The 16,080-nt window shown below is 70.5% G+C and carries 18 protein-coding genes; 5 read left to right on the top strand and 13 right to left on the bottom strand.

The genetic code is table 11. The annotated features are described in order from the left end of the window. Positions 1–149 precede the first annotated feature (149 nt). Entirely contained in the window at positions 150–1,259 is a 1,110-nt protein-coding gene (locus tag JCO01S_RS05715; RefSeq protein WP_068252119.1) for an FAD-dependent monooxygenase, read from the top strand. Positions 1,260–1,271: 12 nt separating this feature from the next. Here the strand turns inward: JCO01S_RS05715 and JCO01S_RS05710 are convergent, their stop codons facing one another. From JCO01S_RS05710 to JCO01S_RS05655, 12 genes are all read right to left on the bottom strand, one after another. Next, positions 1,272–1,973, bottom strand: a complete 702-nt coding sequence (locus JCO01S_RS05710; RefSeq protein WP_068252115.1) for an ABC transporter permease — start codon at positions 1,971–1,973, stop codon at positions 1,272–1,274. A 68-nt stretch (positions 1,974–2,041) separates the two neighbouring features. Then, positions 2,042–2,863, bottom strand: a complete 822-nt coding sequence (locus JCO01S_RS05705) for an ABC transporter ATP-binding protein (RefSeq protein WP_084342668.1) — start codon at positions 2,861–2,863, stop codon at positions 2,042–2,044. Further along, positions 2,860–3,669 carry an ABC transporter permease gene (locus tag JCO01S_RS05700; RefSeq protein WP_068252106.1) on the bottom strand — a complete coding sequence of 270 codons (810 nt, stop codon included), beginning with the start codon at positions 3,667–3,669 and terminating at the stop codon, positions 2,860–2,862. Before JCO01S_RS05700 ends, JCO01S_RS05705 begins: the two co-directional genes overlap by 4 nt. Beyond that, the gene (locus JCO01S_RS05695; RefSeq protein ID WP_084342667.1) at positions 3,666–4,688 is read right to left on the bottom strand and encodes an ABC transporter substrate-binding protein; all 1,023 of its coding nucleotides are present in this window, start codon (positions 4,686–4,688) and stop codon (positions 3,666–3,668) included. Before JCO01S_RS05695 ends, JCO01S_RS05700 begins: the two co-directional genes overlap by 4 nt. Before the next feature lie 27 nt (positions 4,689–4,715). Next, positions 4,716–5,975 (bottom strand): FAD-dependent monooxygenase, encoded by a 1,260-nt coding sequence (locus JCO01S_RS05690; protein WP_218002227.1) that lies wholly within the window; start codon positions 5,973–5,975, stop codon positions 4,716–4,718. Positions 5,976–5,977: 2 nt separating this feature from the next. Then, positions 5,978–7,015 carry a 2,5-dihydroxypyridine 5,6-dioxygenase NicX family protein gene (locus tag JCO01S_RS05685; RefSeq protein ID WP_068252100.1) on the bottom strand — a complete coding sequence of 346 codons (1,038 nt, stop codon included), beginning with the start codon at positions 7,013–7,015 and terminating at the stop codon, positions 5,978–5,980. Further along, positions 7,012–7,863, bottom strand: coding sequence for an alpha/beta fold hydrolase (locus JCO01S_RS05680; RefSeq protein WP_068252097.1), 852 nt, complete (start codon positions 7,861–7,863; stop codon positions 7,012–7,014). The genes JCO01S_RS05685 and JCO01S_RS05680 overlap by 4 nt, the downstream gene beginning before the upstream one ends. Beyond that, positions 7,860–8,648, bottom strand: coding sequence for a maleate cis-trans isomerase family protein (locus JCO01S_RS05675; RefSeq protein WP_068252095.1), 789 nt, complete (start codon positions 8,646–8,648; stop codon positions 7,860–7,862). Before JCO01S_RS05675 ends, JCO01S_RS05680 begins: the two co-directional genes overlap by 4 nt. Next, on the bottom strand, positions 8,645–9,313 hold the full coding sequence (locus JCO01S_RS05670) for an isochorismatase family protein (protein WP_068252092.1): 669 nt from the start codon (positions 9,311–9,313) through the stop codon (positions 8,645–8,647). Before JCO01S_RS05670 ends, JCO01S_RS05675 begins: the two co-directional genes overlap by 4 nt. Positions 9,314–9,348: 35 nt before the next feature. After that, on the bottom strand, positions 9,349–10,059 hold the full coding sequence (locus tag JCO01S_RS05665; RefSeq protein ID WP_068252089.1) for a FadR/GntR family transcriptional regulator: 711 nt from the start codon (positions 10,057–10,059) through the stop codon (positions 9,349–9,351). 76 nt (positions 10,060–10,135) lie between these two features. Next, entirely contained in the window at positions 10,136–11,542 is a 1,407-nt protein-coding gene (locus tag JCO01S_RS05660; RefSeq protein ID WP_068252086.1) for an acyl-CoA synthetase, read from the bottom strand. 1 nt (position 11,543) lies between these two features. After that, positions 11,544–12,980: an HAD-IB family hydrolase gene (locus JCO01S_RS05655; RefSeq protein ID WP_068252084.1), complete on the bottom strand. Its 1,437-nt coding sequence runs from the start codon at positions 12,978–12,980 to the stop codon at positions 11,544–11,546. A 62-nt stretch (positions 12,981–13,042) separates the two neighbouring features. Between JCO01S_RS05655 and JCO01S_RS05650 the strand changes: the two genes are divergently transcribed. The 3 genes from JCO01S_RS05650 to JCO01S_RS05640 are packed head-to-tail and all read left to right on the top strand — an operon-like array spanning position 13,043 to position 15,382. Continuing rightward, positions 13,043–13,702: a 4a-hydroxytetrahydrobiopterin dehydratase gene (locus tag JCO01S_RS05650; protein WP_084342665.1), complete on the top strand. Its 660-nt coding sequence runs from the start codon at positions 13,043–13,045 to the stop codon at positions 13,700–13,702. Next, the gene (locus JCO01S_RS05645; protein WP_218002226.1) at positions 13,669–14,577 is read left to right on the top strand and encodes a transglutaminase family protein; all 909 of its coding nucleotides are present in this window, start codon (positions 13,669–13,671) and stop codon (positions 14,575–14,577) included. Before JCO01S_RS05650 ends, JCO01S_RS05645 begins: the two co-directional genes overlap by 34 nt. Further along, on the top strand, positions 14,570–15,382 hold the full coding sequence (locus JCO01S_RS05640; RefSeq protein WP_068252078.1) for a hypothetical protein: 813 nt from the start codon (positions 14,570–14,572) through the stop codon (positions 15,380–15,382). Before JCO01S_RS05645 ends, JCO01S_RS05640 begins: the two co-directional genes overlap by 8 nt. 7 nt (positions 15,383–15,389) lie before the next feature. Here the strand turns inward: JCO01S_RS05640 and JCO01S_RS05635 are convergent, their stop codons facing one another. Further along, the gene (locus JCO01S_RS05635) at positions 15,390–15,839 is read right to left on the bottom strand and encodes a methyltransferase family protein (RefSeq protein ID WP_068252075.1); all 450 of its coding nucleotides are present in this window, start codon (positions 15,837–15,839) and stop codon (positions 15,390–15,392) included. A gap of 107 nt (positions 15,840–15,946) precedes the next feature. On the opposite strand from JCO01S_RS05635, the gene JCO01S_RS16360 reads away from it, so the two are divergent. Further along, a complete protein-coding gene (locus tag JCO01S_RS16360; RefSeq protein WP_281189177.1) occupies positions 15,947–16,078 on the top strand; it encodes a hypothetical protein in 132 nt (43 codons plus the stop codon). The last annotated feature ends 2 nt before the right edge of the window (positions 16,079–16,080 follow it).

The following is a 16,080-nucleotide window of genomic DNA, read 5'->3' as shown; positions in this document are numbered from 1 at the left end:
CCGACGGTCAAGAGGCACGGCCCATCGCCGACAGCAGTGCGGTGGACGGCCCGGACCAGCCGCCCGGGAGGGCGGTCAGGGGCTTCGCCGGGGCCAGCACCCGAGAGTCAAGAGATGCGACGACGACGTCTGTCCGAAGGAGAAGCCTCATGCGAATCGCGATCATCGGTGGCGGCATCGGAGGGCTGACACTTGCCCTCGCGCTGCGCAGGGAGGGACTGGACGCCACCGTCCACGAGAAGACGCCGACCTTCGGACGGGTCGGGGCCGACATCAACCTCACCCCCAACGCCGTGCGCGCCCTCGACCCGCTGGGGGTCGGGGAGGCACTCCGCGCCGAGGCCGCTCGGCCCCGCTTTCGCATCAGCCGCGACGGCTACACCGGCGAGGTGACCTCGCGCCTGCCGATGTCGGATGCCGCCGAGGAGGCCTACGGCGCACCGCAGCTGACCATCCACCGCGCCGATCTGATGACTGCGCTCGAGGGCGCGGTCGGGGAAGACACCGTCCGACTGGGGCATGCCCTCGAGGGCTGCGAGGCGACCGACTCCGGTGTCACCCTGCGTTTCGCCGACGGCAGCAGCGAGGAGGCGGACGTCGTCGTCGGCGCGGACGGGATCCACTCGGCCGTCCGGCGCAGCATCCTCGGTGCGGAGCACCCCGAGTTCACCGGGACCGTCGCCTACCGCGGGGTCGTCCCCACGGAGCGGGTCGCCGACCTTCCGGACATCGACTGCTTCACCAAGTTCTGGGGGAAGGACCGCTACACCCAGATCGTCACCTTCCCGCTCACCCGGGGCGAGGAGACCTTCGTCTTCGCCACCGAGGGCCGGGAGGCGTGGTCCGAGGAGTCCTGGACGACACCGGGCCGCATCGAGGACGTGCGGGCGGCCTATGGGGACTTCCACGAGGACGCCCGCGCCCTCCTCGAGGCCTGCGACGACGTCCTCATCTCGGCGCTGTACGTCCGGGACCCGCTCACCACCTGGGGCGAAGGGGGCATGACCCTCCTCGGTGACGCAGCCCACCCGATGATGCCCTTCATGGCCCAGGGGGCGGGGCAGGCCATCGAGGACGCCGTCGTGCTCGCGCGGAACCTGGCCGCACACGGTTCGCCCGACGGGTTGCGCCGGTACGAGGACCTCCGGCGGGAGCGCACTGCGCAGATCCAGGTCGGCTCCCGCGGCAACGAGTGGCTCAAGGAGGGCGGGAACGCCGACTGGGTCTACGCCTACGACGCCTGGACCGTCGCGGTCTGACCCACGCGTCGGTCAGTACCGCTTGGACCGGAACGGCAGCACCAACAACGGTTCCACGAGCTTCATCACCACGATGAAGACCAGCGCCCAGGCCAGCATGTCCTGGGGCCGCAGGTAGCGGAATCCCTCGTAGATGCGCGCCCCGACACCGTCGGGCATCGTCAGTGCCTCCATGAGCACGATGAGCTTCCAGGAGAAGGCGAACCCCGTCTTGACGGCTGCCGCCAGGGCTGGCTTGAGCTGCTCGAGGACGACGTGTCGCGCATAGTCCACCCCGGTGAACCGGTATGTCCTGGCCATCTCGTCCAGGCCCGCATCCCTCGAGAGGACGGACCCCTGTACGGCGTTGGTCACCAGCGGGATGATCGCGATCGTCATGGCAACGACTCCCGAGGACTCGGCCGCGCCGAGGACGAGTGTCGCCATGATCAGGTACACGAGGTCGGGGATGGCCAGGCCGATGACGAGCACCGGACGAACGAGCGCCCGAACCTGCCAGGAGAAGCCGGCGAGCACACCGAGCGCGACCCCGATGAGGATCGACCCCGCAGTCACGAGCGCCACCCTGCGCAGGGTGACCGCGGCCTCGGCCACGGTGCCCGAGCTCGTGAGAACGTCTCCGGTGCTCCTCGCCACCTCCGCGAGGGACGGGACCCATGGCTGGGTGAAGTGACTCAACGTCTCCCACGCGACCAGCGCGAGCAGCACGGCCACGGCCCATGCGCTCCCCGTCCGCAGGGCCCCTCGACCAATGCCGCGGCCGGCTCCAGCCGGCAACGCCGTCATGCCGTGCCCCCTGCCGGCGCCGGGACGGCAGTGTCCTCCCACTGCTCGAGCACCTCGTCGACGATCGTCTTCTCCAGATCGACGATCGTCTCGTCGTCGTAGGCCCGTGGCCTGGGGATGTCCACGACGATCTCCTTGATGACGTGCGCGGGACCGCGGCTGAGCATCACCACCCGGTCGGACAGGTAGAGCGCCTCCCGGATGGAGTGGGTCACGAAGACCGTGGCCGGGTCCTGGCGCTGCCTGGATGCGTCGAGCTCCCGACGGATCGACCGCGCGGTCACCTCGTCCAGCCCGCTGAAGGGCTCGTCCATGAGGACGATGTCCGGGCTCACGGCCATCGCCCGGGCGATCGACACGCGCTGCCGCTGACCACCCGAGAGGCGGAGCGGGAAGGAGCCCTCGTGGTCGGCGACCCGCAGGAGGGAGAGGTAACGGGACCGTCGCTGCGCCCACTCCTCCTGGGGCACGGCGGCATTCTTCATCGCGATGTCGAGGTTCTGGGCGACGGTGCGCCAGGGCAGCAACCGGTGGTCCTGGAAGACGTAGCCGACCTTCAGCGCACCTCCCATCGAGCCGGTGGAGTCGACTCCGCGCACGGAGACACGGCCACGCAGCGGTTCGTTCAGACCCGACAACAGGTGGAGCAAGGTGGACTTGCCGCAGCCACTCGGGCCGATGATCGACACGAACTCACCGGGCTGCACCGACAGGTCGACCTTCTCCACGGCGACCTTCTCGGAGTACCCGATCGAGACGTCGTCGACGGTGACGAGTGCTTCTTCCCTGGTGATGGAGCCTGCGTCCTGCACAGTCATGACTTGTCCTTCCAACGGAGCACCCGCGCTTCGAGCGGGCGAATGATCAGATACTCGGTGGCCAGCAGCAGGAGCATGAAGACCAGCAGCCAGTGCATGACCGGGACCAGCTGGAACCGGTCGAAGGCCTGGGAGAACTGCCAACCCATCCCGCTGTTGATGATGAAGAGCTCCGCGAGGACGACGACCTTCCACGCGTGGGCGTACTCGTTGCGCAGAGCGGTGAACGCGTAGGGGGTGACCTGCGGCAGCAGCACGTGCCGCACCAGGTCCACCCCGCGGATCCGGTAGACCGTGCTCATCTCCGAGAGCGAGGCACTCGTGGCCAGCAGTCCCTCGTGCAGCAGCACGGTGATGAAGGGCAGTGTCGTCACGACCACGACGAAGATCACGCCGGCATCGGACTTGCGGAAGATGAAGAGTGCGATCAGGGCAAGGATCGTGCTGGGCACTGCGGTGGCCACGGCCACGTATGCCGAGAGCACCCGGCCCCAGAACCGGCTGCGGACCATGATCATGGCGACCGCGCCGGCCAGGACGAAGGCGAGGGCCAAGGATCCGACGACGCGGATCGTCGTCACCCACACCTCCCGCCAGACGAGGGTGCTGGAGAGGAACTCGGGGAAGGTGCGCAGCACCTCCCCGATCCCGGGAAGGAACCTGGTTGCGTCGCCGAGGAGCCACCACGCGAGCAGGAGGGAGAAGAAGCCCGTGGCGGACAGCAGGGCCTGGATGCGTCGGCGTCTCCGGCGCGGATCGGACCGGTTCGACCGAGCAGCTGTCGAGGGGAGCGAGAGGGTCGTCATGGGCCCACCACCTGCTCCAGCGTCGCCGTCGGCTCGTTCTTCGGGACGGCCTCGAGCATGCCCTGGTCGACCATCCGGTCGAGGTAGGCGTTCTGCTTCTTGACGTCAGACGTGTCCCAGCTGGCCGTGTAGCACTCCAGCCGGTCGCAGTAGTCGGCCAGGGTGCGCAGCTCCTCCTTGGAGTCGCGATCGAGGAAGCTCGCGTAGGGCTCTTCGAGGAACATCGTGTAGTCGGAGTCGGCGACCAGCGCCTCGGCCTCCTTCCACGCCTTGAGGACGTCGCGCGACAGATCCGGGTTGTCGGCGAGCCAGTCCCGGCGTGCTGTCAGCATCGCGAGTGCCGGCGACCACCCCGTCGCCTTCTCCCAGTAGGGAGTGACTTGGAAGACGTACTCACCGCCGGTGAGCTTGATGGCATTGGCGCTGTACGGCTCGTAGTCGAAGATCGCGTCGACCTCGCCGCTGGCCAGGAGTTGCGGCAGGGAAGCCGGAGCGGACTGCACGAGCTCGAAGTCGGAGACATCGATGTCGTGGGCCCGCTTCAGTGACACGCTCAGCGCCTGGGTCGTCCCCGAGTCCATGCCGAAGTGGCCGACCCGCTTCCCCACGAGGTCTTCGGGCCCGGTGATGCCACTACCCGGCGCTGCCACGATCGACGCCGTGTTGGCCAGTGCGGGGTAGAAGGAGACGACGTCATGGCCCTGGTTGTTCGCGATCGAGGAGGACACGGCATCCTGGTCGACCGCGATGTCGCTCTCTCCCATGAGGAACGAGGTCGTCGAGACGTCCGGGTCGATCTCCACGAAGTCGGCCTCGAACCCGTACTTCTCGTCCAACCCCTCCTCCTGCATGACGATCACCGGAAGTGGGGCGGGGTCGGGGAGGCCGGAGAAGCGCACGATCGGCTCTCCGTCCTCCCCCACGGCCGGTGCGTTGCTGGAGCAGGCCGACGCCCCCAACAAGGCGACGGCGGCCCCGACGGCGACGAAGGATGATCTCCTTCTGCGAATGATGCTCATCACGACTCCTTTGTCGATCCGACTTCTCTACGCCGTCAGCAGCGACGCATCGTCCTCGAGGGGGGTGCCGGAGTAGATCCAGTCGAAGGACACGTTCGACTCCTTGTGGTTCTCCCGGAACCGCCGGTCGCGGTCCCGTTGGTCGGGCCCGTCGGGGAGGTGGAAGAGCTGCCGATTGCCCACGGCGCCCTGCTGGACCACCGCTGCCCTCTCGGCGCGACGGTCGCTGTAGTGCAGCAGGGCCTCGTCGATGAACTGCTCGCCTCGTACCGCCTTCGCGAGCTCCTCCGCGACGACGGCCCCGTCCTCGATCGCCTGGGACGCCCCCTGGGAGAAGTAGGGAAGCATCGAGTGGCAGGCGTCGCCGAGAAGGGCCACGTGCCCGCTGCTCCACCGGCTGAAGGGGTCCTGGTAGTTCAGCGCCCATGCCATGACCTGCTCCTCGGAGCAGGCGAGCAACCGAGTCAGTCGGGGGTCCCACCCGTCGTACTGACGTCGCATCTCCTCGGCCGGGACCAGCGCCCGGTCCTCGGCGCGCACGTGCTCGGTGACCGGCACGACGGCGACGACGTTGACGAAGCTCATGTCCCGCACCGGGTACATGACGACGTGACGCTGGTGGCCGAGCCAGAAGTTCGCGGCCGGCCAGTCGAAGATCCATCGCGTGGCGGGGTCCTGGAGGACCGGCTCGGCCGGGATGAGGGTCCGGTAGGCCATGTCCCCGCTCTGCACGATCGCCGAGGGCGCATCGACTGCGCCACGCACGGCCGAGTTGATGCCGTCGGCTCCGATGACGACGTCCGCGGGGAAGACCCGACCGTCCTCCGTGCGGACCGTGGGACGGGCCGTTCCGGCGTCATCGACTCCCACGACCCGAGTGGCGATCTCCACGGTGACCGGCTCACCCGGGCCGTCTGCCCGGGTGGCTCCCTCCAGGAGGATCTGGTGGAGGTCGGCCCGGTGGAGGTGGAGATAGGGAGCTCCGAACTTGTGCCGAGCCTGTGTCCCCAGCGTGGTCTTCGTCAGGATCTCGCCCGTGCTCCAGCGGCGACGGACGGACTCCTCGACGACCAGCGCCGCCGCGTCCAGTCCCTCGCCCATGCCGAGCCGATAGAGGATGCGGGAGGCGTTGGGCCCGATCTGCAGCCCGGCACCGATCTCGCCGAGTCGTGGGGCCTGCTCGAGGACGGTGACCCGGCAGCCGTGCAACCTCAGGGCAGCGGCCGTGGCCAGTCCTCCGATTCCGCCACCGGCGACGACCACGTCGATGTTCGTCTGTTCGCTCATGTTCATCCCTCTCGGGCCGCCAGGGCCCCGTCGGCGACAACCGTGCGGCCGTCGAGCGCCACGGTGCAGTCACGCATGGCGATGTCCAGGTGGGCGTGGGAGTCACGACCGAGGAACGGCTGCGGTCCGGTCGACCAGAGGAAGTTTCCGGCGAATGCCCTGGCCTCCATGCCCATGATCTCGTGCTTGCCGTACATCGCCGTCGCGAACCAGTCCGCGCTCTTCATCAGGCCCCACCCCATGTGGGAGGTGTACCTGGCCCACGTGTCGTCGCAGTCGGCCATGAAGGTCTCCAACGTGCGAGCGTCGGCGCCCCCGCGGATCGACTCGATGTGCCCCTCGTCGACCTCGAGCACGACTTCCTCGCGGACGTACTCCTTGAAGGGCAGCAGGATGTCGCCGGGAGCCAGGACGATGCGCCCGGTCGGCGCCTCGGGCCAGAAGAGGCACATCTTGGAGGGCCAGTGGTCCCATCGTCCCGGATCGTCGGCAAAACCGGTCTGGTAGCCGGGGTGACAGTCGGTCAGGTCCGCACGCAGGTCGGTGCCGTGCCTGGAGGTGACGGTCATCTCCGTGGCGGAGCGCACCGCGTCGACCGCGGCGAGCACGTCGTCCTTGTCCTCCGCCCGGGGCATGTTGCGGGTCAGGACGTCCGGTGCGTCGCAGACGAAGAGGATCCGTGTGCCTGCTTGGAGGATCTCCTGCTGGACGGGGGCGTGGATGAAGCCCTCTCGCGTGAGGTCGAGGACGAGGTCCGCCTTCGCGAGCAGCTCCTGGGCCACCGTGTCCTCCAGGACCGACACCAGACCGGGTCCGGAGCCGGTGTGCGTGGCCGGCGTCGGAGCGGGGATCCCCGACGGCACCGTCACGGACATGACGTGGGCCCCGAGGGAGATGGCGGCGCCGAATGCCGCCTCGACGTAGTCGCTTCTGCTCCCCGGCTCGGCCAGGAGGATGACGTGCTCCCCCTTCGTGACCCGGGAGAGCTGGAGCTGCTGCCGAAAGGCGGCGAGCATATCCATCGATTGCAGGTTCGTCATGGAGCTGTCCTCTCGTGTGAGTGGTTTTCATCGGTCTCGTCGGTGACGAGGGAGCGAAGGGCGACGACGAACCCGGGCAGGTTGTCCCAGGGCACCATGTGGCCGGCGTCGGCGACCCCGATCACCGGGACGCCCGGGTTCCTCCGCTCCAGCTCCGCGACGTCGTCGGGTGTCACCACGGGGCTGTTCCCACCGCGGATCAGTCCGAGGCAGCCGCGTACCCGCGCCCAGGTGGGAAGGAACTCCTCCTCCTCGAAGCCGCGGTGGGTCTCGAGCACCGCGGTCTCGTCGCACTCGTGCAGGAGCTCGGCGCGCAGCCGGAGCTCTCGCTCCGGCCACGCGGGGAAGTACTGGCGGACCTTCTCGGCGGTGGTCCCCTCCCTGGCCTCGGAGAGCTGACGCGCGAAGGATCGCGCGCTCATCGGATAGGGGCGACCCGGGCCGGAGAGCGGTGGGTCGACGAGGACGACGGGGGCGCCGGTCCACGACTCCGATGCCGTCCAGTCAGCGACGATCCGAGCGCCCAGGGAGTGACCGACGACGATCGGGTCGTCGAGCTCGAGCGACGCGATGATCCCGGCGAGGTCCTTCCGGTAGTGGTTCATGGTGTAGGCGCCGGCCGGTGGGCGGTCCGTGCGACCGCGGCCCCTCAGGTCGGGCACGTGCACGGTGAACTGGGGGAGCGCCTCCGCCAGGAACTCGGCCGTTTCCGCCGGGCTCGTGATCCCCGGCACGAACACGAGCTCTCGCTCACCTCCGGCAAATGTGAGCACTCGGTGGCGCAGCCCGTTGGCTGCCACCACGCGGCTCTTCGCCCGGTCCAGGATCTGCTCCCTGACGCCGGTCATGCCCGCACCGTCTCCACGCGGCGCAGGGCACTGCCACCCACGGTCTCCTGCAGCGCCAGTCCCAGGGCCTGGATGATCTCCCGGGTGGTCGCGGTCGCCGCGCTGACGACGGGCAGGCCCGTCTCCGCCTCGACCCGCTCCACGGCTGGAAGCGAGGGCATCTGCACGCATGCCGACAGGACGATCCCTTCCGCGCCGGTCAGGTCGAGCCCGCGTACGTGGTCGAGGAGGGACTCGGCGTCGAGACGTCCCACGTCGCAGTTGTCCTCCACGGCGAGGGTGACCCAGTCGACCGTGTCCACGCCGTATCCCTCGAGGTAGTCGATGACGGTCCTGGTCAGGCTCGGGACGTAGGGGGCGACGAGCGCCACCTTCGACGTGCCCAGGGAACGCAGGGTCCGCACGAGCGCACCGGCGCTGCTGACCACCCGTGCCTCGGAACCGTTCGCCCGGACGATCTCGCTGAGGTGGTCCTCGATCCTCTCGTGGGCCCCCGGTCCCTGCGTCATGACAGCGACCAGGCAGGCGTACCCGATGACGTCGACGGCGGCATCGGCCAGCTCTGCGGCACAACGGTCACCGTCCGCGACCATGGCCGACAGCGACTCGGCGTCGACGGTGTGCAGCCGCGCCCGGCTGGAGTGGAACGTGTGCGGCTCCGCGACCGCCTCCATGAGACGAGGCACCTCGGTCTCCATGGTCGTGTTCGAGCTGGGCACGATCATCCCGATGCGGTGGGGCGACTCCCGGGCGAAGCTGGGCCGCCCGACATGGTCCGGGGTCATGAGGACTGTCCTTCCGTGAGGCTGCCGAGATAGGCGATGAGGTCGTCGACGGGTTCCACGTCCGCGTACTTCTCCTGCAGGTCGAAGAGACTCGCGTCGTGTGGCGCCTGCGCCCGGTCGGCCACGCACTCGGTGGGCACGAGGGTGGGGAACCCGGCGGACACCGAGTCCACCGCGGTCGCACGCACGCACCCGCTCGTCGTCGCGCCGCACACGATGAGCGTGTCCGCGCCGTGGGACACGAGCAGCGAGAGCAGCGCGGTCCCGAAGAAGGCGGACGCGTGCTCCTTCACGATGACCGGGTCATGGGGCTCACGAAGGCACCGCGGGTCGATCTGCACCGACGGCGAACCCACCGTGAGGCCGGCCATCCCGCGGGCCTTCCGCAGCCACGTGACCTCGGGAGTCCCCGGGTCGTAGGCGATCGTCGTGAACACCACGGGGCACCCGGCCGTGCGTGCGGCCTCGATGAGGCGGTTGGTGTGCTCGATCGCCGTCGTCATGTCCGACCCCGTCGGCGACGCAGGGTCGGTGAACCCCCGGGCGAAGTCGACCACGACGACAGCGGGTCGCTCCCCCTTCGCAAAGCCTCCACCGAACCCCGCTCGGGCGTAGGTCGCATCATCACCGGGCTCAAGGTCCGGTGACCCTACCTTTAACTCCATGAGAGCCTCCTTGCTCTGACTGGGTGGGGGATCGTCTAGTTGATGGCGTCGGTGACGTCGTCGAGGTGGTCCCGCATGGCATTGGCGGCCAGGCGCTCGTCACGCGCGACGATGGCGTCGAAGATCCTGCGGTGACCGGCCACGACACGGTCCGTGGGCTCGTAGCTGGAGCGGTCGAGGTGACTGCGGAAGTCCTTCATCAGCGAGTACAGCGCCGAGTGCACACCGATGACCGTGGGATTGCCCGTCACGCGCCCGGTCATGAGGTGGAAGCGCGCGTCGACGCTCTCCACGTCGGGACGGTGCTCCCGGACCGCCTCCTCGAAGTCGACGAGCGCCGCGCGGAGGAGCTCCGCCCCCTCGTCCGTGAGGTTCTTGGCCGCCAGGGCGGCGACCCCCGGCTCGACGGTGCGACGAAACTCCATGACGGAGTCCGAGGCCGTGCTGGAGAGCTCGATGACGGCACGGAAGGGCATGGCGATGGTCTCCGGACTCGGCGCCGCGACGAACGTCCCCTCGCCGTGCCGGCTGTCGACGAGGCCGAGGAGGTGGAGCTCCCGCAGCGCCTCCCGGATCGAGTTGCGACCGACGCCGAACTGCAGGGCCATCTCCCGCTCGGGAGGCAGCTTGTCCCCCGGCTGGAGGTTGCCTGCCCGCAGCTGCGCCTGGAACTGCCCGACCACCTGACGGTAGGCGCGCTCAGACTTCACCGCAGTGAACGACGGCGTGGTGCCGTTGGTCTGCATGCTCGCCTCCCTTGCTCCAGTGGTCCTACCTCTGAAAAGTAGCAGAGGTAGGACCTTTGCTGTCAAGAGCCTTCGGCTACCCCAGCTGCTTCTTCTGCACCTTCCCCATCGCATTGCGCGGCAGGGACTCCACGAAACGCACCTCACGCGGGCGCTTGTGCCACGACAGCTCCTCGGCGACGTGCGCGACGAGCCGCTCGGCCACCGCGTCGCCACCCGGGCCGTCGGGCACGACCCAGGCCACGACCCGTTGCCCCAGGTCGGGGTCCGACTCCCCGACGACGGCCACCTCGGCGACCTCGGGGCGGGCCAGCAGCGAGGTCTCGACCTCGCCGGCGCCGAGGCGGTAGCCGCCGGACTTGATGAGGTCGACCGACTCCCGCCCGACGATCCGGTGGAAGCCCTGCGCATCACGCGCCGCGAGGTCGCCGGTGACGAACCACCCGTCCGAGGTGAACGAGTCCGCGCTCGTCCGCGGTCGCCCGAGGTACCCGGAGAAGAGCATCGGGCCGCGCACCTCGAGGCGCCCCATCGACTCCCCGTCGGCCGGTACCGCGCCTCCGGACTCGTCGCGGATGCGGGTCTGCGCGCCATCGACCGGCAGCCCCACCCACCCCGGGCGGCGCTCGCCGTCAGCCCGGGCGCTCAGCGTGATCATGGTCTCGGTCATCCCGTAGCGCTCGATCGGCGCCAGTCCGGTCAGCTCACGGACGGCGTCGAAGACCGGTGCCGGCAGCGGCGCGCTGCCGGACACGAGGAGCCGGGCGCGGCGCAGCTCCCGCGCGGACTCGACGTCCCGGGCCACGCGCGACCAGACCGTCGGCACCCCGAAGTACATGCTCCCCGGCGTCGCCGCGTACCGTTCCGGCTTCGGGGAGCCGGTGTGCCGCAACCGTGCTCCGTTCCGCAGCGGACCCAGCACCCCGAGGACCAGCCCGTGGGTGTGGAAGAGCGGCAGGCCGTGCACCAGCGTGTCCTCGGGGCTCCACTGCCACGCCTCGGCGAGCCCGTCCAGACCGGCGGCGATCGCCCCCTGGGAGAGCTCGACCCCCTTCGGCGCGCCGGTGGTGCCGGAGGTGTAGAGGATCAGGCCGGTCGCGTCCGCCCGAGGCGGCGCCACGGTCCCGCCACCGGCCCCATCGAGCTGCACGGGCAGGACCGGCAGCCCCACCCAGTCCGGGCGCTGCCCCACCCACGCGGTGGCGCCGGAGTCACGCAGCACGTGGCGCACCTCCCCCGGCCCGGCGTCCGGCGGCACCGGCACCGCCGGCACCCCGGCGAGCAGGCAGCCGAGCACGGCGACCACGGTCTCGGGGCGAGGTACGGCGTGGACGGCGACCGGCCCCTCGTCGGGGAGGATGGTCGCGAAGGCGAACGCCGCCCTTCGCACCGCGTCGGTGGCGAGGGTCTCGTCGCCGAGCACCACCGCGTCCTCGAGGTCCGGGCCGTCCAGCAGTCCGGTCAGCAGGGGGTGGTCCGCCACGTCAGGACTCGTCCTCCCCGTCCACCGCGAACCACCGGTCCTCCTCCGGCACGACTCCGTCGGGATAGCTCAGCGCGAGGTCGGCGAGGGTCGGCCGCTCGGGCTCACGCACGTGCTCCGGCAGCAGGTCCTGGATCGCATCGAGGATGCGCTCCATGTCCCGCGGCACCGACCGGTACTTCAGGTCCACCGGCTCGCCGAAGGTCACCGTGACCCGAGGCGGGGAGAGCAGGTTGGTCATCCGCGGGAGCCGCTCCGAGCGCGGCCACACGTGCTCGGTCCCGCTGATGCCGAAGGGGATGACCGGCACCTTGCTCACGTGGGCCAGCCGGGCGGCACCGTTGAACCCCTCCATGCCCGGCTCGAAGAACTTGATGCCCCGCGGGATGGTGCCCTCCGGCATCATCGCGACGAGCTCGCCGCCGGAGAGCGACCGCCTCGCGGAGGCGAAGGCGTCCGGACCGTCCGGGTCCGCGCCCCACCGGTCGACGCTGATCCCGCCGCCGGCACGGAAGAGCTGCCCCATCCCGGGGACGTCGAAGAGCTCCTTCTTCCCGAGGAAGCGCGCGGTCCGGCTCGTGCGCCCCATCGCCACCGCCATCGCGGCGACGTCGAAGTACGAGCGGTGGTTTCCGACGAGGATGGCCGGCCCGTCGGTGGGGACGTTCTCGGCGCCCTCGACGGTGAAGCGGGCGTACGGGAAGACCTCCGGCCGCGCGAGCAGCGTGACCACCCGCTGCAGCTCCATCCCGAGCACCGGGATCTTGAAGACCCCCGGCGAGGCGTCGAAGTGCAGCACCGGCCACCGGGCCGCCATCGCGAGCGCCGTGAGGCGCGGGTCCGGATTGACGGCACCGGGGTTCCCGACGGCCTTCAGCAGCGGGGCGTCGTAGACCGAGTCGGAGTAGGCGAAGGACTCCCACAGGTCGATCCCCTCCTGCTCCGCCCACTCCCGCACGGCCGCGATCTTGCCCATCGACCACACGAAGTGCCCGTCGGTCCGCCCGGTGAAGGTGCCCTCCTCCCCGACCTCGTACCGGGTGGCGACGACGTCGTCCATTCCCAGCCGCTCCGCGAGCGGGCGGACGAGGTGCTCGGGGGTGGTGGTCGCGAGGACGACGGGGCGCCCGGCGGCCTGGTGCTCCTCGATGAGGACCTTGGCGAAGGGCCCGACCATCGGCTCGAGCACGTCCGCGGCCAGCTCGGCGGCCTCGTCGAAGGCATCGGCGGGCCTGCCCTTGGCGAGCAGCACGGCCTGGCGGGCGAGCGCGATCGACCCGATCGACTCGCCGAGCAGGTTGAAGTACCCGAAGACGAGGGCCTCGCCCGGCATCCGCGCCGAGAGCAGGCCGGTCTCCCGCATCGCTGCGGAGAGTGCCGGCCCGCTGGCCCTAGGCACCAGTGTCCGGTCCAGGTCGAAGAATGCCGCGCCCGTCATGCTCGGAGGTTACCCAGCCCGACCCCTTGGGGCGAGGGTCCGAGGGGAATAGCGTGGATCACATGAGCAACCACAAGCAGGTCCTGACCAGCGACGAGGTCCACGCCCAGGCTCCCCGCGACTGGCGCGAGGTGAGCGGCATGCTTCGCACCCGGGTGAAGGTCGCCGACTTCGAGGCGGCGCTGGCGGTCGTCACCGAGATCGCCGCGGCGGCCGACGAGGCGAACCACCACCCGGACATCGACCTGCGCTACAACTGGGTCGGGCTCGGGCTGGTCAGCCACGACGTCGGGGGCCTGACCTCGCGCGACATCGAGCTCGCCGGGGAGATCAGCCGGATCGCCTACGACGCCGGGGCGACGATGGCGCCGGAGGTGCCGACCGCCATGACCGTCGGGATCGACACCGCGGACGCCGCGCGGATCCGCCCCTTCTGGGCGGCCCTGACCGGCCACGAGGCGAAGGGGGAGGACCTCCCCAGCCCCGACGGCCAGCTGCCGGAGATCTGGTTCCAGGAGAGCGAGCACCGCGAGGGGCGGGGCCGCGTGCACCTCGACGTCTACGTCCCGCACGACGTCGCGGAGGCGCGCGTGCAGGACGTGATCGACGCCGGCGGCACGCTGGTGACCGACGCCTTCGCGCCCGCCTGGTGGGTGCTCGCCGACGCGGACGGGAACGAGGCCTGCGTGTGCACCTGGCAGTCCTCGGTGGACGAGGAGTGAGCCGCCGGGTCGCCCTCCGGCACCGCACGACGTACCGCTTCGCCCGCCCGGTGACCATCTACCCGCACACGATCCGGCTGCGCCCGGCGCCGCACACCCCCGCCACGATCTCCGGGTACTCGCTGACCGTCGACCCGGGCGAGCACCACATCACGTGGCACCAGGACCCCTTCGGGGGCTGGGCGGCCCGACTCTTCTTCCCCGGGCCGAGCGACCACCTGGAGCTCACGGTCGACCTCGTCACGGACCTGACGCCGGTCAACCCCTTCGACTTCGTCGTCGAGGACTGGGCGAGCACCGTCCCCTTCACCTGGCCGGAACCACTCCGGGGCGACCTCGGGCCATACCTGACGCCGGTCGATGACGGGCCGGACGCGGACCTGGTCACCGACTGGCTCGAGCGCCGGCGACCGCGGCCCGGGACTCCGATCATCGACTTCCTCGTCGAACTCAACCGTGCCGTGCGGGCCGACGTCGACCACCGGACGCGGATGGAGCCGGGGGTGCAACCCCCTTCGCAGACCCTCGCCGAGGGCATCGGCTCCTGCCGGGACAGCGCCTGGCTGCTCGTCTCGCTGTTGCGGCGGCTGGGCCTCGCCGCCCGTTTCGCCTCCGGGTACCTCGTGCAGCTGGCGGAGGAGGGGCGCGAGGACGTCACCGACCTGCACGCCTGGGCCGAGACCTACCTGCCCGGAGCCGGCTGGGTCGGACTGGACGCGACCTCCGGGCTGCTCTGCGGGGAGGGACACATCCCGCTGTCCTGCGCCCCGAGACCCGAGGCCGCGGCCCCGGTCAGCGGCGCGACCGACCCGGTCGAGGTGGACTTCTCCTTCGAGAGCACCCTCACCCGTGTCCCGGAGGGCACCGATGCGTGAGATCCCCAGGCACTGGCAGCCCGCGAGCGAGCAGGTGGAGCACGAAGGGAGGCGCTTCCCGCTGCGCGTCTGGGGGTGGTCCCTCGACTCCCCCGCCGACGCGGCGACCCGCGCCCGGTACCGGCTGTCCGCGGCCGTCGAGCAGCTGACCCGCGGCGGATCGGGGTTCGACTACTACCCGCGCTCCCCCCTTCGCGAGGAGGTGCTGCACGAGGTCCGTGACGACTCCGGTGGGCTGGTCGCAGCCGTGACCCGGAACCGGATGGGAGCACAGGTCCTCAACACCGACACCCTGCTGATCGCCGACGTCGACCTGCCGCGCCCGCGACGTCGTGGCCTCTTCCGGCGAAGGGAGGAGGACCCGGGCACCGCCGCCCGCCAGCGGATCGATGCTTGGGCGGCGGCACACCCGGACCGGGGAGTGCGGACCTACCGCACCGCGGCCGGCCTGCGCGTCCTCGTCACCGGCGCCCCGGCCGGGACCCCGGACCTGGAGGCCCTCGTCGCCCTCGGCTCGGACGACCTGTACGTGCGGCTCTGCGGGCAGCACGAGACCTACCGGGCACGACTGACGCCGAAGCCCCACCGCGTGGGGATGCCCCGCATCCCCGTCGCCTGGCCCTGGGACGCCGAGCAGGAGCAGTCGGCCCGGTCATGGCTGGAGCACTACGCGACGTCGGGACGGGACACGGCGGTCTGCGAGCTGCTCACCGCCGCCGGACCACCGCCGACGGGCCGTCAGGCAGAACTGGTCGAGCTGCACGACCGGGCCACTGCCGCCACCTCCGGACGGGCGCTGGCCTGAGCCCTGCTCAGATCCAGCGCCGCACCACCGCGGAGTAGTCGCCGTACCGCGAACCGAAGCGCGTCGCGAGCGCGTCCTCCTCCTTGGGGATCTGGATCCCGTCCATCAGGACCAGCCACGCCGCCGCGGGGATCGCCGCCATCACGCTGCGCCGGTGCGCGGCGTAGCCGAGGAGGGCGAGCCCGTCACCGAGGTAGATGGGGTTGCGGCTGTACCGGTAGATCCCGCGGGTCACGAGCACGGACGCGCCGTCGGGCCTGCTCGGATCGAGCGTCGTTCCCCTGGAACGGAACTGGACCACCCCCGCCACCATCGCGCCGACTCCGGCGGCGCCGATGACCCCGCCGAGGAGGCTCGTGGGCCGGGACGGTGTGGACCTGCTGGAGAGGACACGTTGCGCGACGAGCGCCGCCGCGGTCATCAGCGGGGGCAGCGGGAGCGTCGAGGTCAGGTCCATCGACCAAGCGTAGTGAGGATCCCAGCCCCTGAATAGGGCACCTGACCGATCCGCGGCCCTACCTCAGCGACGGAGTGTGGGACTCACCAGCACGAGAGGAGTTCCCGATGAACCCGATGATCACACCCGACATCGTCTCCGCCGAGGTCGCCTACCGCTACGAGCGTGACCACGTCGGCCCTCCGAAGCCGGAGCGGATCCGTCGTCCGAGCCTCCTGCAGCGCTTGTCGCTGCGATGATG

Source organism: Janibacter corallicola NBRC 107790 (genome assembly GCF_001570965.1).
Classification (GTDB): Bacteria; Actinomycetota; Actinomycetes; order Actinomycetales; family Dermatophilaceae; genus Janibacter; species Janibacter corallicola.
This window is presented reverse-complemented; position numbering and strand designations above follow the sequence as displayed.